Origin of the sequence: Spirillospora sp. NPDC049024, from assembly GCF_040649235.1 — a bacterium.
Classification (GTDB): Bacteria; Actinomycetota; Actinomycetes; order Streptosporangiales; family Streptosporangiaceae; genus Spirillospora.
Window position 1 is genome coordinate 296,515 of record NZ_JBEZFD010000010.1, and the last position, 20,190, is coordinate 316,704.

Sequence of the window (20,190 nt, forward strand, 5' to 3'; positions counted from 1 at the left end):
AGAGGAAGTCAATTGACCGAGCCCGCCGTGAGGCCGCCGATGAGGTAGCGCTCGACGAACACGAACAGGATGACGACCGGGACGATCGCGATCAGTGAGGTGGCGAAGAGGTACTGCCAGTGCGCCTGGTACTGGGTCACGAAGGACGGGATGCCGACGGTGAGGGGGCGGCGGTCCGGCGACGCGGTGACCGTCAGCGCCACGATGTACTCGTTCCAGGCCGCGATGAACGTGTACACGACTGCGGTGACGACGCCCGGCATGGAGATGGGCAGCGTGACGCGGGCGAGGGCGCCGATGCGCCCGGCGCCGTCCAGGAACGCGGCCTCCTCCAGCTCCTTCGGGATGCCGGCGAAGTAGCCGTGCAGGATCCAGACGCAGAACGGCAGGTTGAACGCCGCGTTCACCAGGATCAGCGACAGCAGCGTGTCGGTCAGGTCGAGCGCGACCATCTCCCGGTAGATGCCGATCACGAGCGCGGTGGGCGCGAACATCTGCGTGACCAGGACGAGCAGCAGGAACGCCCCTCGCCCCCGGAAGCGGTTGCGGGCCGTGTAGTACGCGGCGGGCATCGCGCAGGCGAGGGTGACCAGGGTGGCGGCGGCCGCGACGGTGAGGGAGACCCGCATGTACGTCCAGACGGGCGCGGCCGACCAGACGTCCACGAAGTTCGACCACGTCCAGTGCGAGGGCAGGTAGGTGCCCGGCGACCTGGTCAGCTCGCGCTCCGGCTTCAGCGCCGTGACGAACATCTGCAGGTAGGGCAGCAGGAACGCCAGGGCGACCAGCCAGCCGACGCCCGCGAGGACGATCCGGCGCGTCATCGGACCTCCTCCCGCCAGCGGGCGGCGCGCAGGTACAGCAGCACCATCACGAGGATCAGGGCGAAGTTCACGACCGCCATCGCGCCGGACTCGCCGACGTTCTGGTCGTAGAAGGCCAGCTTGTACATGAACGTGGTGGTGGTGTCGGTCTTGCTGCCGGGGCCGCCGCCCGTCATCGCCCAGATGATCGGGAACGAGTTGAACACGTTGATCACGTTGATGATGGACGCGATCAGGATGGCGGGGCGCAGCAGCGGCAGCGTGATGGCGACGTAGGCGCGCACGTGTCCGGCGCCGTCGACGCGGGCCGCCTCGTACAGGTCGGCGGGGATCGTCTGGAGCCCGGCGAGGATGACGAACGAGGTGAACGGCAGCGACACGAACACCGCGACCCACATCATCCACAGCATCGCCTGCCCCGGGTGGGCCAGCCAGTTCACCGGCTCGTCGACCACGTGCAGGTCGAGCAGCACGCGGTTGACCAGGCCGGAGTAGTTGTCCAGCATCCACTTCCAGATCAGCGCCGTCATCAGCACCGACGCCGCCCACGGGACGACCACGGCCCAGCGCACGACCCGGCGGCCGGGGAAGCGGGCGTTGAGCAGCTGGCCGAGGGCGAGCGACAGCACCATGGTGACGGCGACGATCCCGGCGACCCACAGCAGCGTCCGCAGCACGACCGGGACCAGGTCGTCCTCGCCGAACAGGTCGGTGTAGTTGCCGCCGCCGCGGTAGCCGAGCACGGTGCCGGACGAGCTGATCTTCTGCAGCGAGGTGCGGACCATCTCGACCACCGGCCACAGCACCACGAACGCGATGAGCGCGAGGGACGGGGCGAGCCACGGCAGCGGGGCCAGGGCCCGCCCGAGCCGCCGGACGGGGGAGGGGCGGGGGGCCGTCGAGGCGGCGGCCCCCCGCTCCCCGGTCTTGAGGTCCCGCACTCAGCCGGCCTTCTCGGCGGTCTCCTGGATCTTGTCCAGGACCTTCTTCGGGTCCTCGTTCGCGACCGCGGTGCCGAGGTCCTGCTTGACCGCGCCCGCGACCGCCGACCACGCCGGGTTGGAGGTCGGCGCGAACTTCGACGTCGGGAGCGCGTCCACGAACTGCTTCATGTACGGGTCGGCGCTGAGCGCGTCGCCGGCCGACTTCGTCACCGGCAGGAAGCCCTCGGTCTTGAGGAACTTCGAGGTGTTCTCCTTCTGGTAGAAGAAGTCGAGGAACTTCTTGACGGCCTCCTTGTTCTTGCCGTCGCCCTTCTTGAACGCGGCGAGGACGTCCATGACACCGAGCGTGTTGTGCTCGGAGCCGTTCTTGCTCGGGAGCGGCGCCACGCCGAAGTCCAGATTCTTGTCCACCGGGTCGATGAATCCGGCCTTGGTGAACGGCCCGCCGATCGCCATGCCGATCTTGCCTTGCGCGAACTGGTTGAACACGGTCTTGCGGTCGGTGGTCTCCGGGTTCGGCTGGGTCAGCCCCGACTTGTTGAGGTCCCTGAGGAAGGCGAGCGTGTCGACATTGGCCTTCTGGTTGATCGCCCATTTGCCGGAGGCGTCGACCCATCCGCCGCCGTTGTTCATCGCCCAGGAGTAGAACTCGGCCTGCGACTCCTCGGGGCCGAGGGGCAGCCCGTACCCGGTCGAGCCCGCCTTCTTGATCTTCTGCGCGTCCGCCTTGACCTCGTCCCACGTGGCGGGCGGGTCGCCGATGCCGGCCTTCTCGAAGAGGGCCTTGTTGTAGAACAGGAGGCGGGCGCTGGAGATGAACGGCAGGCCGTACTGGGCGCCGTCGTACTGCGCCTGCTGGACGAAGGTCGGGGTGAAATCGCCGAGCGTGCCCGGCGACAGCACCTCTTCGGCCTTGTAGATGAGACCGTCGCGGGCGAAGTCGGAGAACGCGTTGTAGTTGAGGATGTCGGGGACCTGTTTGGTCTGGACGTAGGTCTTCACCTTGGCGTCCATCTGGGTCCAATCGACCATCTCCAGGTTGACCTTGTAACCCGGGTTCTTCGCCTCGAAGTCCTTGATCAGGGCGTCCCAGTAGGGCTTGGTGTTGTCGTCGTAGATGGCCGCGACGAACTTGATGGTCTTTCCGTCGGAGTCGCCTCCGGACGAGCTTCCCTTGCCGCATCCGCTGACGCCGAGGGCCACGGTCAGGCCCGCGGCGGCGATGCCCAGGAGGTGCCGTTTCATCTGTCCCCGCCTTCTGGCCGGCGCGCATGAAGAAAATGCGCGTGTGAACGCCCCCCGAGCATGAACGTGCGTGGTGGGGTTGAAGATAAACACTGGTCCGTACCGGTTCAAGAGGCGGGTGTTTCACCGAATCTCAACCGTTATGTGGCGTTTCAGGGACACCCTGCTGGTCCGGTGCGCACGCTGGGCTGGTCTGGCCGTCCGGCGGCGCCGATCCCTCCCGTGCACTGGGAGTGAACGTCCGGACACCTTTCTGTCACGACCGGTCGGAAGAGATGTCTTGTTCCTTCCTGCGTCCTGTTTTGCCCCTGCTTGACCGGGTAACCCGGCGCCGTACCCGAGTTGGACGATGAGGTGGACAGGACATGAAACTCCGGACGGGCCCGATCGTGGGCGCGGCCGTCGGCGCCGGCGGGGCGCTGGCCGTGCTCTCGGCCCGGCGCCTGGCACGCCGTGCCACGAGCGGGCTCGTCACCCGGCTCGAACGGCGGCTCGACCGAGCGGTCCGGCACCTCACCGCGAAGGCGGAGCAGGCCGGCCCGCTCGCCAAGGCCGCTCTGGCCGGAGTCAAGGCGCTGCAGGAGGGCAAGTCCCCCTTCCGCGCGCTGCTGAGCTTCGGCTGGACGGCCCTGAAGGAGACCCTCGCCGGCATCTTCGGGCGGGGGCGAAGGGGGAAACCGACCAACATCGTCGAGCAGATCGACGTGGGTGCGCCGCGCCGCCTGGTCTACGACCAGTGGACGCGGTTCCAGGACTACCCGACCTTCATGAAGAAGGTCATCAGCGTCGACCAGACGGACGACGCCAGGCTGAGCTGGAAGGCGAAGATCTTCTGGTCGGCGCGGACGTGGGAGTCGACGATCAGCGAGCAGGTGCCGGACGAGCACATCGTGTGGCGCTCGAAGGGCCCGAAGGGCTACGTGAACGGGTCGGTCAGCTTCCACGAGCTGTCCCCGAACCTGACCCGCATCCTGCTCGTCCTGGAGTACCACCCCGCCGGCCTCTTCGAGCGGACGGGCAACCTCTGGCGCGCCCAGGGCCGCCGGGCCCGGCTCGAACTGAAGCACTTCGGCCGTCACGTGATGACTCAGGCGCTCCTCCACCCGGACGAGGTGGAGGGCTGGCGCGGTGAGATCCGCGACGGCGAGACCGTCACCAACCCCAAGTGAGGAAGCTGAACATGGCACGCGGAAACCCGGTGGGCAAGCTGCCCGTCGGACAGATCGCCAAGAGGCTGCCGATCGGCGGGCGCAAGCGCTCGTCCGGTCTGAGCGCCGTCACCAAGGCCCTCCCGGGCGGCCGGGCCGTCGGCACCGCCGGCGGCGTCCTGCTCGGCGCCGGCGCGGCCGTCGCGGCCGGCCGGGCCCTCTCCGGCAAGCGCGGCGGGAGCGGCCAGGGCGACCAGGACCAGGAGCAGGCGAAGACCTCCGGCGCCAAGGACGGCGCGAAGGACGAGGCCAAGGACGAGGCCAAGAGCGACTCCAAGGCCGACTCCAAGGGCGACTCCAAGGACGCCGACGACGCCGGCAAGGACGAGCAGTCCGACGACGGCAAGGGCAAGGGCATCTTCGGCAAGCTCAAGAACGCCCTGCCCTTCGGCAAGAAGGACGGGAAGGGCAAGGGCGGCAAGGGCGGCGGGAAGAAGGTGAAGGTCACCAACATCGTGGAGCACATCGACATCGGTGCGCCGCGCCGCCTCGTCTACGACCAGTGGACGCAGTTCCAGGACTACCCGTCCTTCATGAAGAAGGTCATCAGCGTCGACCAGGCCGACGAGACCAAGCTGAACTGGAAGGCGAAGATCTTCTGGTCGGCGCGGACCTGGGAGTCGACCATCGTCGAGCAGGTCCCGGACGAGCACCTCGTGTGGCGCTCGAAGGGCCCGAAGGGCCACGTGGACGGGACGGTCAGCTTCCACGAGCTGTCGCCGAACCTGACCCGCGTCCTGGTCGTCCTGGAGTACCACCCGCAGGGCTTCATGGAGCGCACCGGGAACCTCTGGCGCGCCCAGGGCCGCCGCGCCCGGCTGGAGCTCAAGCACTTCCGCCGGTACGTGATGACGAACTCGCTCACCCGCGCGGACGAGATCGAGGGCTGGCGCGGTGAGATCCGCGACAGCGAGGTCGTCCGCACCCACGAGGAGGCCATGGAGGAAGAGGAGAAGTCCGGCAAGGGCGGCTCCGCGAGCTCCAAGGACAAGGACTCCGAGGGCAAGGGCACCGAGAGCGCCAAGGACTCCGAGTCCAAGGGCTCCCGTAACGGCCGGAGCACCCGGAGCTCCTCCACCTCCCGCAACAGCGGGTCCGAGGCCCGCGAGGAGGAGTACGAGGAGGTCCGGTGACCCGGCGTACGGCCGGATGAGCTGATCAGCGGATCAGCCGGGCCAGCTCGACGCGCGACCGGATCCCGAGCCGGGTGAAGACGTTGCGGAGATGGTGGTCGATCGTCCGCGGACTGAGCAGCAGGCGCGCAGCGATCTCCCGGTTGGTGGCCCCCTCGGCGGCCATCCGGGCGATGTGCGCCTGCTGCGCGGTGAGCTTGCCGAACCCGCTCGCCGCCCGCGGCGCGGTCTCCCCGGCGGCGCGCAGCTCGGCGCGGGCCTGCGCGGTCCACGGGGCGGCGCCGTACCGCTCGAAGATCCGCAGCGCGGCGCGCAGGTGCTCGCGGGCGGCGCGGGGCCGCCGCCCGCGCCGCAGCCGGTGCCCGAACAGCAGCTCCGTGCGGGCGAGCTCGAACACGGCGCCGGCGGCCTCGTGCAGGCGGAGGGCCTCGGCGAAGTGCTCCTCGGCCTCGTCGTCGCATCCGGCGAGCAGGGCCCGGCAGCGGCGGCCGAGCGCCTCCGGCCCGGGGGCCGGGCCGATCCCGTCCACCCAGCGGCGGAAGTGCTCGTACGCCCTCGCGGCCGGGTCGGGCTCGCCGGTGCGGACCAGGGCCTCGACCAGATGCGGGACGGCGAGGAGCCGCGCCGGCGGGTGCGCGAGCCCCGCGCCGCCCGGCAGCCGCAGCCGCGCGGCGGCGTCGGCGGGCCGGTCCGCGGCGAGGTCCAGGCACGCGGGCGCCCATGACCCGAGCGCGGCCGCGCGGGCGAGGCCGTGCTCGTCGGCCGTCCCGGTGAGCTGCTCCAGCGGCTCGCGCACCCTGGCCTCGTCGCCGTTGAAGGAGGCGGTGAGGACGAGCGTCGCGAGCTGCTCGGCGGCGTGCCCGTGCAGCCGGGTGGCCCGCGCGAGGCGCAGGCCGTCGTGGCACGCGGCGATCGGCGCGGGCGGATGCCCGAGCAGCGCCTCGCACCGTCCGGCCATCACCAGCGCGAACGACTCGGCGGGCGCGTCGCCGGCCCGCCTGGCCGAGGCGACGGCCTCGCCCGCCAGCGCGCGGGCGCGGGGGCCGTCCCCGAGCGCGAGCGCCGAGAGCGCGGCCCACGTCTGCGCGACCGGGTCGGCGACGTCCGCGCCGAGGCGCACGGCGCGCCGGAGCCGTCCGGCCGCCTCCGGGTACCGCCCTCGGATCGAGGCCGCGAAGCCGCCGAGGTGGGCGAGCAGCAGCTCGGTGCGCGGACCGGGCGCGGCGACCTCCAGCGCCGCGGCGCGGCCGGCCACCTCCAGGTAGACGTGGTGGTCGCCGGACGCGTCGGCGGCCTCGGCGGCCCACATCAGCGCGTCCAGCGCCGCCTCCGGGTCGGTGCCGGCGAGCCGCTCGGCCGCGTCCCGCAGCACGGGGACCGCCGCGGCGGGAGAGCCCGCCGCCGCCTCGATCTCGCCGCGCAGCGCGGCGGCGCGGGCGGTGCGGGCCCCGTCGCAGGCGCGGGGGCGGACCTGCCGGAGCATGGCGCGGGCCCGCCGCGACCGGCCGCTCGCCCAGGCGTCCGCGGCGGCGGCCAGGTACCGGTCCGTCCGCGCGCCGTGCTCGACGGTCAGCGCCGCCGCGCGCTGCCACATCCGCCAGGAGTCGGCGTACCGGCCCGCCCGCCGGGCCCCGGCCGCCGCCTCGGCCAGCTCCCCGGCGAGCCGGTCGTCGGGTTCGCCCGCCACGGCGGCGCGGTGCCAGAGCCGCCGCGGCCGCTGCCATTCCCGGACGAGGACCTCGGCGAGCAGCGTGTGCGCGTCCTGCCGCTCCTCGCGCGAGGCGTCGGCCCACAGCGATGACCGGACGAGCCGGTTGCGGACCGCCACCCCGTCGCCCTCGAACCGCAGCAGCCCCGACTCGCGGGCGGCGTCGAGGTCGCCGTCGCCGATGCCGTCCGCCCGGACGGCCCGCGCCATCGTGGCGGCGCCGATCCACTCCTCGGCCACGGTCATCAGCACCAGCCGCCGCGCGCCCGCGGGAAGCGCGAGGTGGCGGCGCCGGTGCAGGGCGCGGAGCGAGCTGGACGGGGGCAGCGCCCGCGGCGGCGGCGCGGCGCCGGACAGCTGCCCGGACGTCAGCGCCGCGGCCAGCTCGCGGATCGCGAGGGGCCGGCCGCAGGCCAGATCGACGATCTCCTCGGCCAGGTCGCCGCCCGCCGAGCCGTCCAGGGCGCTGCCGAGCGCGTCCCGCAGCACGCGCCGGCCCGCGTCCTCGGCCAGCGGCGCGAGCCGCAGCCGCCGGATGCCGCCGAGCGCGCCCGTGTCCGGTTCCCCGTCGCGGACGGCGAACAGCACCGCCACCGGCTCGTCCTCGACGCGCCGCGCCGCGAACGCCAGCACCTCCAGCGAACCGCGGTCGAGCCATTGGACGTCGTCGGCCCGGCACAGCACGGGTCCGTTCCGCGCGGCCCGGCTCAGCAGCTCGCACACCGCCGTGAACAGCACGAACGGCTCGGCGCGCGGCGCGCCGGAGAGGACGGCCGCGAGGGCGTCCCGGTGCGCCGGCGGCAGCTGCGCGACCTGCTCGGACAGCGGGCGCAGCAGCCGGTGCAGCCCCGCGTACGGGACGCCGGTCTCGGCGGGGACGCCGGTCGTGCCGAGCACGCGGAAGGCCGTCCCGGCGCGGTGGACGGCGGCCTCCAGCAGGGCCGTCCGGCCGACGCCGGCGTCCCCGGTGACCGCCAGGGCGCCGCCGTGCCCGTCCCGGGCGCGGTCGAGCATCTCCTCGACCGCCTGGAGCTCGCGCTCGCGTCCGTGCAGCCGTTCGTGTGTCATGCCGGTCCCTCCTCGGCGGGAACCGCCCTCGCCCGGAGCCGCGGGAAGGGCCCTATTGGACGGGGACTCAAAAGGGAAGGGGACCCTAGGTCAACACGGGCACCCGGTACCGGTCCAGAGCGGGTCCCGGTTTCGGGGACGCGGCGCAATCGCGAGCGGCCCCGATTGTGAGCGGGCACAGTGTCGCCGTCCCTCGATGGCCCGTGCGCCCCCGTGGTGGCACGATGAGGCCCCCGCGTTGTGCTGGAGGTGGCCCTCGATGAACGTCGGCCAGGTGGACGCCGATCGCACGATCATGCGCCGGGCGGTGCTGCGGCTCGCGGACCGCCTGCCCGACCTCGCGGACCGGCTCGCCGCCGAGATCCTCTCCGGTGACCGCGGCGGCAGCGACGACGCGTTCCGCCACGACGTGTGGGAGATGTGCCACACCGGGCTCGGGCACGGCTTCAAGACGATCCTCGACCCCGGCCGCGGCCGCGCCGACCTGGAGTGGGCGCGGCGCCTCGGGCAGCGGCGCGCGCACCAGGGGCAGCCGCTCGACCAGCTGCTGCGCTCCTACCGGCTCGCCGGGCGGGTGTTCTGGGAGGCCGTCGTCGAGGTCGTCGGCCGGCACGACCCGGAGAACGTCCCGGCGCTGATCCGGCAGGCGACCCGCACCTGGGACACGATCGACCAGCAGTCCGGCGCGGCGGCCGCCGCGTACCACCGCACCGAGCTGGACCTCGCGCGGCGCAGCGAGGAGCGCGTCCAGGCGATCGTGGACGCGCTCCTGGACGGCCAGGGCGCCGACGGCGGGCTCCTCGCGACCGCCACGTCCGTCCTCGGGCTGCCCGCGACCGGCCGCTACGCCGTGGTGATGCTCGGCGCGGAGGGCGGCTTCGGGGACGGCGTGAGCCGGCGTCCCGGCGACACCGGCGGGATGCGGTTCATCTGGCGGCTGCGCACCGACGCCCAGGTGGCGCTGGTCGCGCTCGGCACCGCCGAGCTGGACGACCTCGTCGACGCGGTCCGCCCCTACGCGCGCTCGCACGCCGGGGTGAGCCCGGTCGTGAGCTCCCTCGCCGAGCTGGGCGGCGCCCGCTGGTTCGCCGAGCTGGCGCTGCGGACCTGCCGCGGCCCCGGCAACCAGATCGCCCGGCTGGACCGCCGGCTCCCCGACGCCCTCGTCCTGTCCCAGCCCCGCCTCGCCGGGCGCCTCGGGGACGTCGCGCTCGGCGGGCTCGCGGACGTCGACCCGGGCTTCCGCGACGCGCTGCTGACGACGCTGGAGACCTGGCTTGAGTGCGACGGCTCCGCGGCCCGCGCGGCCGACCGGCTGTTCTGCCACCGCAACACGGTGCTCAACCGGCTCCGCCGGATCGAGCAGCTCACCGGGCGGACGCTCGCCCGGCCCGGCGACCTCGTCGAGCTCGTCCTCGCGCTGAGCGCGCTGCGCCTGCACGGTCCCGGGGACGGCTCGCCCGGCCCGCACGCCGAAGGGCCGCCCGCGCGGGGAGGCGGCGGGCGGCCCGGTCGGTGAGCGGGGGCTCGGTGCTTCGGCTGACCCCTAGGAGTTCGGGCAGGTGTCCCGGTACTCCGAGATCGTCAGGTCGCGGGCGGGCGCCGGGCACAGGAACTGGTCGTAGCGGGTGTCGTTGTCGATGTACCGCTTGAGCCAGGAGATGCTGTACTTCGCGATCGTCGTGTTCGAGGTGTTGGGCGCGAAGTGGCTGGCGCCCGCCAGCTCCAGGTACGCCTTCTCCGACGCCGCCGGGATGCTCTCGTAGAACGGCTGGGAGTGCGTGGCGACCGGCGCGATCGTGTCCGCCTGGGCGCCGATGATCATGGTCGGGACGTGCACGTCGGAGAAGTTCTTCTGCAGGTCCCACGGCGTCAGCGGGATCGCGGCCTGGAGCTGCGGGCGGTCCTCCGCGGCCTCCAGCGTCCCGCCGCCGCCCATCGAGTGGCCCATCACGCCGAGCCGGGTCGTGTCGATCCGGGACCGGACGGTGCTGCGCTGCGTGAGGTAGTCGAGCGCGGCCTCCAGCTGGCGGGCGCGGCTGTCCGGCTGGTCGAGCCGGGTGAGGGTGTCGATCGTGAAGATGACGAAGCCCTGCGAGGCGAGCCGCGGGCCGAGCCAGGCCATGCTGGTCTGGTCGGCGGTGTAGCCGGGCGCCACCGCGACCGCGCCGAAGGTGCCCTCGGCGGTGCTGGTCGGGTAGTAGATCGTCCCGCCGCCGAAGCCGGTGACGCTCAGGGACGAGACGCTCGTCTGGGACGTGGCGAACGGGCCGCGCAGCGCCTCGATGCTCTGCTGCGTCGGGGCGGGGCCGCGCTCGTAGGGGTTGTCGGCGGCCTGCGCGGTCTGCGGGAGGACGAGGGCGGCCGCGGTCAGCGTCGCGGCGAGCGCCGTCTTCGCCGCGCGTGCGGTGAGGGAGGGCACAGGGGTCGCTCCTTGCTCGGGGTGGAGGAGCCGGGCTGCGGCTCCGGAGTCGGAGGCCGGGGCCGGGGAGCCGGCTCCGGGACGCGCACATTCTCGGCACGCGCCGCGCCTCCGGGCATCGGCGAAATCGCCGGTTACCCCGTGACGGTCGCCCTGACCAGCCGTTCGCGCGCGGGCGGCGCCTCCGGGAGCCGGAACCGCCCGTCCCGGCTCGTACTCTGGCACCGGCCGCCGCGTCCCGGGCACGCGGACGCGGGAGCCGGCGGCGGGACGGCGGCCTTCGGGCCGGGAGGTGGGAGACGGTTGGCAGGGGCGGTTCCGGGGGCGCGGTCGGCGCGGTGGGTCGTCGGGGTGGTGCTCGCCTCGTTCGCCGGCGTCTACGTGCTCGCGGCGCCCTCGCGGACGGAGGGCGCCGCGCAGGCGGGCGCGGCGATCGTCCTCGTGCTGGCGGTCCTGCTGGCCCAGTTCGTCCGGGTCGTACCGCGGTGGCGGACGCGGCGCGCCCTGACCTGGAGCCTGCCGGTGCAGGCGGCGGCCGCCTACGCGGGCGTCGTCGCGTTCGGCACGTCGGCGGGGATCCTCGGGTTCGTCCTCGGCTCGCTGCTGCTCGCGGGCGCCTGGCCGGCCGCCGCGTGCGTCCTGGCGAGCGCGGCGCTCGCGGGCGCGCCGTACGGCGGGACGCGCGCCGACGTCACGATCACCTGCCTGCTGACCGGGCTCGTGGTCTACGGGCTGGTGCGGCTGGCCGACCGGGCGGACGACGTCGCGGCGGCCCGGCTGCCCCTCACCGTGGCGGCGGTGGAGCGGGAGCGGCTCCGGATCGCGGCGGAGCTGGACGAGGGGCTCGGCGCCGGCCTGCGGGCGGTCTCGGCGTGCAGCCGGCGCGCCCTCGACCGGCCGGCGGAGATCGCGGATGTGCTGGCGGTGGCCAGGCGTTCGCTGAACAGGGCGCGCACCGCGGCGGCGGACCTGCGGAGCATGTCGCTCGCCCCCGAGGTGGCGGCGGCGCGGGCGCTGCTGGAGGCCGCGGACGTGCGGGCCGAGGTGCGCGAGGGGCACCGGGAGCCGCTCGGCCCGGCCGGGGCCCTGCTGGCGACGGTGCTGCGCGAGGCGGTCACGGACGTGGTGCGCGCGGGCTCCGCGCGGACCTGCCTGATCGCGACGTCCGAGCGCGACGGCGCGGTCGGGCTGCGGGTGGTCAACGACGGGGTCCGGACGGCCGAGCGCGGCGCGGACGGGCTGGCGGAGGCCGCCGAGCGGGTGCGCGCGGCGGGCGGCGCCTTCTCCGCCGGGCTGGGCGAGGACGGCCGGTTCGCGGTGGAGGCGGCCGTCGCGGCGGGAGAGCGCCCGGTGAGCCTGCCCGACCGGACGGCGTACCGGCTCTCGCTCGCGCTGCTGGCGGCCGTCCTGGCGGGGTTCTCCGTCAAGGGACTGCTGGCGGTCCCGTGGGGGCCGCTGTGGCCGGCCGCCGCCGCGGGGCTGGCGGTGATCTCGGCGGTGCAGCTGCTGTGGGCCGGGCGCGGGCGGCCCCGGTGGTGGCCGCCGGTCCTCGCGGTCCTCAGCTTCGCCCCCGTCGCCGTGTTCGGGAAGGCGTGGGTGGGCGTCGCCGGGTTCCTCGCCGGGACGTTCCTGGTCGGGCTGCCGGCCTGGGCCGCCGTCCCGCTCGTGGCGGCGTCCATGGCGGGGGTCGGCCTCGCCGCGCGGACGCTCGGACTCGGCACGGCGGCCGTCGTCAACCACGTGATCAGCACGCTGGTGACCGGCCTGGTGGTGTACGGGCTCGTCCGGCTGGCGCGGCTGGTGCGGGACCTGCGGACGGCCGGGGAGGAGCTGGCCAGGGCGGCGACCGTCCAGGAGCGGCTGCGGGCGGCCCGCGACCTGCACGACCTGCTCGGGCACAGCCTGGCGGCGATCCTGCTCAAGTGCGAGCTGGCCCGCCGCCTCGCCGGCGCGGACCCGGACCGCGCCCGCAAGGAGCTCGCCGAGGTCGTCGACATGGCCGAGCAGGCCCGCGGGGACCTGCGCGCGGCGACCGGCGGGGACGCCGAGCTGGCGCTGGACGCGGAGGCGGCGTCGGCGCGGTCCGTGCTCACGGCCGCGGGGGTGGAGGTCGAGACCGTCCTCGGGCACCCGGATCTGGACGCCCGCACGTCGGCGGTGCTCGGCACGGTGCTGCGCGAGGCGGTGACCAACGTGCTCCGCCACAGCGCCGCCACCCGCTCCACCATCGCGACCGGGCAGGACGGCGGCGCCGTCTGGCTGGTCGTGGAGAACGACGGGCTCGACCCGGAGGCGCCCCGGACCGCCCCCGGCGCCGGGATCGGGAATCTGACCACGCGACTGGCCGCGGCAGGAGGAACGCTCAGCGCGCGCGCCGACGGGCGGGGATGCTTCCGGTTGGAGGCGAGGATCGGCTAGAGCCAGCCCGCTTCACGGGCGATGCGCGCGGCGTCCGTGCGGTTGCGGGCGTTGAGCTTGGTGACGACGGCCGTCAGGTAGTTGCGCACCGTCCCGGCGGACAGGTGGAGGCGCGCGGCGATCTCCGGGGCGTCCGCCCCGTCCGCCGCGAGGCGCAGCACGTCGGTCTCGCGCGGCGTGAGGGGGTTGTCGGCGAGGTCCCAGGCGGTGAGCGCGAGGTTCGGGTCGAGGACGCGCTCCCCGGCGGCGACCTTGCGGATGGCGGCGGCCAACTCGTCCGGCGGCGCCGTCTTCAGCAGGAACCCGCGGACGCCGGCCGTCAGCGCGCGGCGCAGGTGACCGGGCTTGCCGTGCCCGGTCAGGACCAGCGCCGCCACCTCCGGGACGGCGTCGCGCAGCGCCGCCGCGGCGGCGAGGCCGTCCAGCCCCGGCATGTCGATGTCCAGGACGGCGACGTCGGGACGGGACGAGCGGACTGCGGGCAGCACCTCGTCCCCGCGCTCGACCTCGGCGACCACGGTGAGGTCGGGTTCGAGCCCCAGCAGCGCGGCGAGGGCGCCGCGCACCACGTGGTGGTCGTCGGCGAGAAGCACCTTGATCACGGCTCATGTCTACCAGCGCCCGCCGCCCGCGCGATCCACCCGCGCGATCCACCCGCGCGATCCACCCGGACGGCGTCACGCCCGGACCCATGACGAGGTCACGGGTAGCAGGTGATCTCTTCTCTGGTGGCCGGAACCGCAGGTCAGAAGACTGATCGGTATGAACGACGCGGTACGTACGAAGGCGGTCGGCACCGGCGCGGCGCCCACGGACGCGGTCAGCATGGACGCGGTCAGCATGGACGCGGTCAGCAAGGTCTACGGACGGGGCAGGGGAGCGGTCGCGGCGCTGCGGGAGGTGACGGTGTCACTCCCGCGGGGCCGCCTGACGGCGGTGATGGGGCCGTCCGGCTCGGGCAAGAGCACGTTCCTGCACTGCGCCGCCGGCCTGGACACGCCCACGTCCGGCACGGTCCGACTGGGGGACACCGAACTCTCCTCGATGAACGAGACGAAGCTGACCGAGCTGCGCAGGCGGCGCGTCGGCTTCGTGTTCCAGGCGTTCAACCTGGTGCCGTCGCTGACCGTGGAGCAGAACATCACCCTTCCGCTGAGGCTGTCGCGCACGCGTCCGGACAGGGAGTGGCTCACGGAGGTGGTCGCCCGGGTCGGGCTGGCCGACCGGACCGGGCACCGGCCCGCGCAGCTGTCCGGCGGGCAGCAGCAGCGCGTCGCGATCGCACGGGCCCTCGTCACCCGCCCGGACGTCGTGTTCGGGGACGAGCCCACGGGCGCGCTCGACACGATGACGGCGCGGGACGTGCTGACGCTGCTGCGCGAAACGGTGGACGGCATGGGCCAGACGGTCGTGATGGTCACCCACGACCCGGTCGCCGCCTCCTACGCCGACACGGTGCTGTTCCTCGCGGACGGCCGGATCGTCGACGCGATGGACGCCCCGTCCAGCGACAGGGTCGCCGCGCGCATGACCCGGCTGGGGGCGTGGAAGTGATGCTCGGACTCGTTCTCGCCACGCTGCGGCACCGCAAGGCGGGCTTCGCGGGGGCGTTCGCAGCGCTGCTGTGCGCGGCGGCCCTGGTCTGCGCGTGCGGCGTCCTCCTCGACACCGGACTGCGGGGCTCCGTCGAGCCCGAGCGGTACGCGGGGGCGCCGGTCGTCGTCACCGGCGACCAGTTCGTCCACAAGACGATCGTCAAGAAGGAGGGCAAGCGGAAGCACAAGGCGAAGCCGATCGCCGAGCGCGCGTGGCTGCCCGCGTCCGTGGCCGCGAGGGTCCGGGCGGCGCACGGCGTCCGGGGCGTCGTCACCGAGGTGACGTTCCCCGCCGAGATCGGCTCCGCCGGGAGCGGCTCCGGCGCGGACGGCCGCGCGTCGTGGGGCCACGGGTGGGAGTCCGCCGCGCTCACCCCGTTCACCCTCCGCGAGGGGCGGGCCCCCGCCGCGGACGACGAGATCGTGGTCGACGCGGCCGCGGCGCGCGCCGGCGGCCTGCGCGTTGGCGCGACGGTGCGGGTCCAGGCCGCCGTCCCCGGTTCCTACCGCGTCGTGGGCGTGACCCGGCAGGCCCTCGCGCACCAGACCGCCGTCTTCTTCACGACGGCCCAGGCGGGGCGGCTCGCCGGCCACGGCGGCATGGTGACCGCCATCGGCGCCCACGGCCCCGCCAAGGCGGTCGAGGAGGCCGTGCGCGGCACCGCGGCGACCGTCCACACCGGCGGCGACCGGGGCCGGGCGGAGTTCCTCGGCGCGGAGAAGGCGCGCGTCAAGCTCATCTCCATGGGCGGCGCCCTCGGCGGGACGGCCCTGCTCGTCGCCGTCCTCGTGGTGTCCGGCACGTTCGCGCTGTCGGTGCGGCAGCGGGAGCGGGAGATCGCGCTGCTGCGGGCGGTCGCCGCGACGCCGCGGCAGGTCCGCCGGATGATCGGGTGGGAGGCGCTGCTGGTCGGGCTCGTCGCGGGGCCGCTCGGCGCGGCCGCCGGGCTGCCGCTGGCGTTCCGGCTGCGGGACGAGTTCCGCGGGCTGGGTGCGCTGCCGCCCAACCTGGAGCTCGTCGTCGGACCGTTCCCGCCGCTCGCCGCCGCGCTCGCCACCCTCGCCGCGGCCGTCGCCGCCGCCCGGATCACCGCGCGCGGGACGGCCCGGATCCGTCCCGTCGAGGCCCTCGGCGACGCGGCGGCGGGCCGCGCCCGGCTCGGCCCGGCCCGGATCGCGGCCGGGGCCGCCGTCGCGGCCGGAGCCGTCGTCCTGACGGTGCTGCTGGCGCACCTCGACACGGAGGCGGCGTCGAGCCCGGTGACGATCCTGACCGCGATCGTCTGGACCGTCGCCGTCGCGCTCCTCGGCCCGCTGATCGCCCGCGCCGCGGTCGCCGCCCTCGCCGTCCCGCTCCGGCTCCTCCCGGGCGGCGGGCATCTCGCGGCGGCCAACCTCGCCGCCGGCGCGCGGCGCCTGGCCTCCGTCGTCACCCCGCTGACCCTGATGATCGGGCTGACCGCGACGATCCTGTTCGTCCAGACGACGATCGGCCACGCCGCGACGCGGCAGGCGCGCGAGGGCACCCTCACCGCGCACGTCGCCGGTCCCAGGGTCCCGCACGGCACGGCCGAGAAGCTCCGTCGGACGCCCGGCGTGACCGCCGTGACCGAGGTGCTGCACAGCACCGTCCGGGTCGGCCTGGAGAACTACGCCGTCCAGGGCGTCACGCCGGACGGCCTGGACCGCACCCTGGACCTGGACGTCCGGGACGGGACGCTCGACCGCCTGGACGCCTCCGCCGTCGCGGTCAGCGCCACCGCCGCCCGCCGCCTTGGCGTCGGGCCCGGGGACCGGCTGCCGCTCACGCTCGGCGACGGCACGCCGGTCGCGTCCACCGTGGTCGCGGTCTACGGGCGCGGCCTCGGGTTCGGCGACCTGACCGTCTCCCGCGATCTGCTGGCCGCCCACGTCGACGACCCCCGCGGCACCCTGCTGATCGCGGGCAGCCCCCCGCGCGGCCTCCCGGTCGTGTCCGCGGGCACCCTCGCCGAGGCCAGGTCGGCCGCCGACGCGGAGGTCGCCTACGTCGCGATGGGGCTCATCATCGCGTTCACGGCGATCGCCGTGGTGAACACCCTCGCGATGTCCACCGCCGGCCGGTCCCGCGAGTTCGCGCTGCTGCGCCTGGTCGGGACGACCCGGCGCCAGGTCATGGCGATGCTCGGATGGGAGACGCTGGCGGTCGCCGCGATCGCCGCCGTCCTCGGCACCGCGATCGCCCTCGGCACCCTCACCGCGTTCGCCGCCGGCATGACGGACGGCCCCCCGTACGTCCCGCCCGTCGGCCACCTCGGCGTCCTCGCCTTCGGGCTCCTGCTCGCCGGGGCCGCGACCTTCCCGGCCGCGCGCCTCGCCATGACCGCCCGCCCCGCGGACGCCGTCGCCGCCCGCGAGTAGGGCCGTCAGGCGCGGGCCCGGGTGGTGCCGCCGTTGACGTGCAGGATCTGGCCGACGAGCGTCGGAAGCCGCTCGTCGGCCAGGAACGCGACCGCCGCGGCGACCTCCTCGGGAGAGGCGACACGGCCGAGCGGCGTCCGCGCGGAGCACCGGGCGCGGAACTCCTCGACCGTCACCCCGGCCGCCGCGGCGTCCACCTCCAGCCGCGCCGTGTCGATCGAGCTCGGCGCGATCGCGTTCACCGCGATGCCGAGCGGGGCCAGTTCGCGGCCGAGCGACTTGGCGAGCGCGATGGTCCCCCCTTTGGACGCCGAGTCGGAGCTCGCCCGCGGCCAGCCGATCACCCCCCACTCGGACGCGACGAAGACCATCCGGCCGCCGCCGCGCTCGACCATGCCCGGCATGACGGCCTGCGCGCACGCGAACGTCCCGCCGAGGTCGACGTCGACCGCCCGCCACCAGTCGGCGAGGTCCTCCGGCTCCGCGGTGAACGGGGCCGTCTCCAGGCGGCCGGCGCAGGTGACCAGGAGCCCGATCTGCCCGCCCGTCCGGCGCTCGACCTCCGCCACCATCGCGGTCACCGCCGCCGGGTCGGAGACGTCCGCCGGCACGGCGACGCCGCCCAGCTCGGCGGCGAGCCCGGCCACGTCCCGGCCGGGACGGTCGTTGAGGGCGACCAGGCGCCCGTCGGCCGAGAGCCGGCGCGCCACGGCCGTGCCGAGCCCGCCGGCCGCCCCGGTGATCAGCGCGATCGCCATCAGAGCACCGTCCCGGCGTTCGGGGAGAGGATCTCGCCGGCGCAGAACGTGCCGTCCTCGATGAGGTAGGCGGCGGCGAGCGCGACCTCCTCCGGGGACGTCAGCCGCCCGGCCGGCAGGGCCTGCAGGTAGGACGGCCTGCGCCAGGGCGAGTCGGACGGGAGCATCGGCGTGTCGGTCGGGCCGGGCGCCACCGCGTTCACCCGCACCCCGGACGGCCCCAGCTCCGCCGCCAGCGACCGGACGAACCCGATCACCGCGCCGGTCGCCGCCGCGAAGTGCGCCTCGGCGTTCGCGCCGCCGATGCCGAGGTGGGAGACGATCGGCACCAGGCTGCCCCGGCCGCGCTCGGCCATCCCCGGGGCGACGGCCGCGCACACGTTGACCACGCCGCCGAGGTGCACCCGCAGCATCCGCCGCCAGTCGGGCCAGGCGATGTCGGACATCGGGACGATCGAGTGGTGTCCGGCCGCGCACAGCGCGGCCTCGACCGGGCCGAGCTCCCGCTCGATCCGCCGGACCGCCGCGCGCACCTGCGCGGGCTCCGCCACGTCCACGCTCACCGAGTGGTCGGCGTCCGAGGCCCGGCGCAGGTCCAGCCCCGCCGTCCGCCAGCCGCGCCCCGCCAGCTCGCGCACCAGCGCGGAGCCGATGCCGCCGGCCGCCCCGGCGACGAGCGCGACCCGCCCGTCCATGAGATCACCTCCCGACGCTCCGACAGCACCAGGCAAACCCGGCATAAGCGCTGGTGACAAGCCTCATGGCGATTTCTTGGCCGAACCCACCGCGGCGCGCCCGACCTTTCGTGCACTTGCCCAAAAGACGGTCACGGGCACGGGACGGCGCCGGGCCGGAATGAGAGGGTGAGGCTGTGACCAGCGATTCCGCGCCGCCGCACCTCACCGTCCGGCAGCTCCTCGAGGTGCCGCGCTTCCGGCTGCGCCTGGTCGCGGGGGAGGACGGGCTCGACCGCCCGGTCCGCTGGGCGCACTCCACCGAGCTGCTCGACCCCGGCCCCTACCTGCGGGGGCACGAGATCGTCCTGACGGTCGGCGCGGCGCTGCGGGACCCGGGCGCGTGCGCCGCGTTCGTCGACTCGGTCAAGGCCGGCCGGGGGAGCGCGATCGGCTACGGCGTCGGGGACATGACCGACACCGTGCCCGACGAGCTGAGCCTGGCCTGCGACCGCGTCGGCCTCCCCTTGCTTGAGGTGCCGCAGGACGTCCCGTTCCTTGGCTTCACCGAGTGGTTCGCCGAGCGGCTCGCGTCCGCCGGCGACGAGCGGCACGAGCGGGAGGAGACCGGGCGGCTGCTGCGCATGGTGCGCGACGGCCTCGCGTCCGCCGAGGCGCTGCGCCCCCGGATCGACGACGCCGGGCTCGACCCCGCCTCCCTGCTCGTGATCGCGATGGACGGCTCGGTCGAGGAGGAGCTGCCAGGGGTCCTCGGCCTCGACGACGACACGGCACTGCTCGTCACCAACGACGCCCACGCCTGGACCGAGCCCGCCGGCGTCGGCAGCGCCGGCCCGCTGGAGCACCTGCCTCTCTCGCTCGCCGAGAGCCTCACCGCGCTCGACTCCGCGCGCCGCACCGGCGGGGTCGTGTACGCCTCCGAACTCGCCACCTTCCAGGCCCTCCTCGACCGGCTCGACCAGGAGCAGCTGGCCCCGTTCCTGGAGCAGATCGCCCGGCCGCTGAGCGACTACGACGCCGCGCACGGCACCCGCCTCACCGAGACGCTGCGCACCTTCCTGGACATGGGCGGCGCGGTCGGCGCGACGTCGCGCGCGCTGTTCCTGCACCCGAACACCCTCCGCCACCGGCTGGCGCGGATCGAGTCGCTCACCGGCCGCGACCCGATGCGGTTCGAGGACCGGGTGGCGCTCGCGATCGCCGTCTGGGCGGGCCGTTGACCGTCCGATCCCGGGTGGGCGTTGGCGCGGCGAACGGAAGAAACGCCTGAAATGACGCAATAAGGGATAAATGGCTAGTCGTGAATCTTGTTCGGATTCGTCTGGGGGAAGGCCGTGGCGACGACTCGGCCCCGGGGTAATGAGTGACGTTCGATTTGGCAAAATATCGGGAAAGTTAAGAGGTGATCGCCTGGACTTCCGGTGTGATCGCCATGGCGTCGCGGACACCGATCCATATCCGCTCCGTTAGTGATCATTTCGGCCGGACGGCCGACGACCGTCCCTGGCCGGTTTCCGCTCCCCCGTGCGTCACATAGGGCACGCGAGTCAACGTACATTTCGGTGCCGAGATCACCCTGCGTATTCGTCATCGTCCCGAATTGATCGGGAGACAGGTCCGAATTCCGCTTTTCCGGCAGTTCTCGGGGTGCGGGGTCTAAGTTTGCCGCGAGAGGTGCCTGCCCTCAACCGGTCGTAGCAATTGATCTAGCGGTGGTGTAGTCCTGCTCGGCGAGTTGATCGTCGGGGGGAGCTGCCGTGGGGCTGGTTCGT

At 74.4% G+C, this 20,190-nt stretch carries 15 protein-coding genes; 7 read left to right on the forward strand and 8 right to left on the reverse strand.

The genetic code is table 11. The annotated features are described in order from the left end of the window. Positions 1 to 8: 8 nt before the first annotated feature. From AB0C21_RS20895 to AB0C21_RS20905, 3 genes are read right to left on the reverse strand one after another with little or no spacing between them, the layout of a single operon-like run. A complete protein-coding gene (locus tag AB0C21_RS20895) occupies positions 9 to 824 on the reverse strand; it encodes a carbohydrate ABC transporter permease (protein ID WP_500206146.1) in 816 nt (271 codons plus the stop codon). Continuing rightward, positions 821 to 1,765 carry a carbohydrate ABC transporter permease gene (locus tag AB0C21_RS20900; RefSeq protein ID WP_500206148.1) on the reverse strand — a complete coding sequence of 315 codons (945 nt, stop codon included), beginning with the start codon at positions 1,763 to 1,765 and terminating at the stop codon, positions 821 to 823. Before AB0C21_RS20900 ends, AB0C21_RS20895 begins: the two co-directional genes overlap by 4 nt. Then, on the reverse strand, positions 1,766 to 3,013 hold the full coding sequence (locus AB0C21_RS20905) for an extracellular solute-binding protein (RefSeq protein WP_500206150.1): 1,248 nt from the start codon (positions 3,011 to 3,013) through the stop codon (positions 1,766 to 1,768). 365 nt (positions 3,014 to 3,378) lie between these two features. On the opposite strand from AB0C21_RS20905, the gene AB0C21_RS20910 reads away from it, so the two are divergent. Continuing rightward, the gene (locus tag AB0C21_RS20910; RefSeq protein WP_500206151.1) at positions 3,379 to 4,182 is read left to right on the forward strand and encodes an SRPBCC family protein; all 804 of its coding nucleotides are present in this window, start codon (positions 3,379 to 3,381) and stop codon (positions 4,180 to 4,182) included. 11 nt (positions 4,183 to 4,193) lie between these two features. After that, positions 4,194 to 5,354, forward strand: a complete 1,161-nt coding sequence (locus tag AB0C21_RS20915) for an SRPBCC family protein (protein WP_500206153.1) — start codon at positions 4,194 to 4,196, stop codon at positions 5,352 to 5,354. Between the two features lie 25 nt (positions 5,355 to 5,379). Here the strand turns inward: AB0C21_RS20915 and AB0C21_RS20920 are convergent, their stop codons facing one another. Next, positions 5,380 to 8,130: an ATP-binding protein gene (locus tag AB0C21_RS20920; RefSeq protein ID WP_500206155.1), complete on the reverse strand. Its 2,751-nt coding sequence runs from the start codon at positions 8,128 to 8,130 to the stop codon at positions 5,380 to 5,382. A gap of 259 nt (positions 8,131 to 8,389) precedes the next feature. On the opposite strand from AB0C21_RS20920, the gene AB0C21_RS20925 reads away from it, so the two are divergent. After that, on the forward strand, positions 8,390 to 9,649 hold the full coding sequence (locus tag AB0C21_RS20925; protein WP_149259347.1) for a PucR family transcriptional regulator: 1,260 nt from the start codon (positions 8,390 to 8,392) through the stop codon (positions 9,647 to 9,649). 27 nt (positions 9,650 to 9,676) lie between these two features. On the opposite strand, the gene bdeA is transcribed toward AB0C21_RS20925, so the two are convergent. Further along, the gene (gene bdeA / locus AB0C21_RS20930) at positions 9,677 to 10,552 is read right to left on the reverse strand and encodes a bis(hydroxyethyl) terephthalate hydrolase (protein WP_149259348.1); all 876 of its coding nucleotides are present in this window, start codon (positions 10,550 to 10,552) and stop codon (positions 9,677 to 9,679) included. A gap of 303 nt (positions 10,553 to 10,855) precedes the next feature. Here bdeA and AB0C21_RS20935 point away from each other — a divergent pair, with 303 nt between their 5' ends. Further along, positions 10,856 to 12,970, forward strand: a complete 2,115-nt coding sequence (locus AB0C21_RS20935; protein WP_500206156.1) for a sensor histidine kinase — start codon at positions 10,856 to 10,858, stop codon at positions 12,968 to 12,970. On the opposite strand, the gene AB0C21_RS20940 is transcribed toward AB0C21_RS20935, so the two are convergent. After that, positions 12,967 to 13,572, reverse strand: a complete 606-nt coding sequence (locus AB0C21_RS20940; RefSeq protein ID WP_500206158.1) for a response regulator — start codon at positions 13,570 to 13,572, stop codon at positions 12,967 to 12,969. The two genes, AB0C21_RS20935 and AB0C21_RS20940, sit on opposite strands and share 4 nt — an antisense overlap. 160 nt (positions 13,573 to 13,732) lie before the next feature. On the opposite strand from AB0C21_RS20940, the gene AB0C21_RS20945 reads away from it, so the two are divergent. Both AB0C21_RS20945 and AB0C21_RS20950 read left to right on the forward strand, forming a co-directional pair. Next, entirely contained in the window at positions 13,733 to 14,524 is a 792-nt protein-coding gene (locus AB0C21_RS20945) for an ABC transporter ATP-binding protein (protein WP_500206160.1), read from the forward strand. After that, positions 14,524 to 16,965, forward strand: coding sequence for an ABC transporter permease (locus AB0C21_RS20950; RefSeq protein WP_500206162.1), 2,442 nt, complete (start codon positions 14,524 to 14,526; stop codon positions 16,963 to 16,965). Before AB0C21_RS20945 ends, AB0C21_RS20950 begins: the two co-directional genes overlap by 1 nt. Before the next feature lie 5 nt (positions 16,966 to 16,970). Here AB0C21_RS20950 and AB0C21_RS20955 read toward each other — a convergent pair whose 3' ends face one another. After that, a complete protein-coding gene (locus tag AB0C21_RS20955; protein ID WP_500206164.1) occupies positions 16,971 to 17,723 on the reverse strand; it encodes an SDR family NAD(P)-dependent oxidoreductase in 753 nt (250 codons plus the stop codon). Beyond that, positions 17,723 to 18,418 carry an SDR family NAD(P)-dependent oxidoreductase gene (locus AB0C21_RS20960; protein WP_500206165.1) on the reverse strand — a complete coding sequence of 232 codons (696 nt, stop codon included), beginning with the start codon at positions 18,416 to 18,418 and terminating at the stop codon, positions 17,723 to 17,725. Before AB0C21_RS20960 ends, AB0C21_RS20955 begins: the two co-directional genes overlap by 1 nt. Before the next feature lie 176 nt (positions 18,419 to 18,594). Here AB0C21_RS20960 and AB0C21_RS20965 point away from each other — a divergent pair, with 176 nt between their 5' ends. Then, positions 18,595 to 19,638 carry a PucR family transcriptional regulator gene (locus AB0C21_RS20965; protein ID WP_500206167.1) on the forward strand — a complete coding sequence of 348 codons (1,044 nt, stop codon included), beginning with the start codon at positions 18,595 to 18,597 and terminating at the stop codon, positions 19,636 to 19,638. Positions 19,639 to 20,190: the final 552 nt, after the last annotated feature.

Bases quoted from the DNA above. Each gene is read 5' to 3' on its own strand.
- AB0C21_RS20895 (WP_500206146.1), bottom strand. From the start codon at position 824: ATGACGCGCCGGATCGTCCTCGCGGGCGTCGGCTGGCTGGTCGCCCTG.
- AB0C21_RS20905 (WP_500206150.1), bottom strand. From the start codon at position 3,013: ATGAAACGGCACCTCCTGGGCATCGCCGCCGCGGGCCTGACCGTGGCC.
- AB0C21_RS20910 (WP_500206151.1), top strand. From the start codon at position 3,379: ATGAAACTCCGGACGGGCCCGATCGTGGGCGCGGCCGTCGGCGCCGGC.
- AB0C21_RS20915 (WP_500206153.1), top strand. From the start codon at position 4,194: ATGGCACGCGGAAACCCGGTGGGCAAGCTGCCCGTCGGACAGATCGCC.
- AB0C21_RS20920 (WP_500206155.1), bottom strand. From the start codon at position 8,130: ATGACACACGAACGGCTGCACGGACGCGAGCGCGAGCTCCAGGCGGTC.
- AB0C21_RS20925 (WP_149259347.1), top strand. From the start codon at position 8,390: ATGAACGTCGGCCAGGTGGACGCCGATCGCACGATCATGCGCCGGGCG.
- AB0C21_RS20945 (WP_500206160.1), top strand. From the start codon at position 13,733: ATGAACGACGCGGTACGTACGAAGGCGGTCGGCACCGGCGCGGCGCCC.
- AB0C21_RS20950 (WP_500206162.1), top strand. From the start codon at position 14,524: ATGCTCGGACTCGTTCTCGCCACGCTGCGGCACCGCAAGGCGGGCTTC.
- AB0C21_RS20955 (WP_500206164.1), bottom strand. From the start codon at position 17,723: ATGGCGATCGCGCTGATCACCGGGGCGGCCGGCGGGCTCGGCACGGCC.
- AB0C21_RS20960 (WP_500206165.1), bottom strand. From the start codon at position 18,418: ATGGACGGGCGGGTCGCGCTCGTCGCCGGGGCGGCCGGCGGCATCGGC.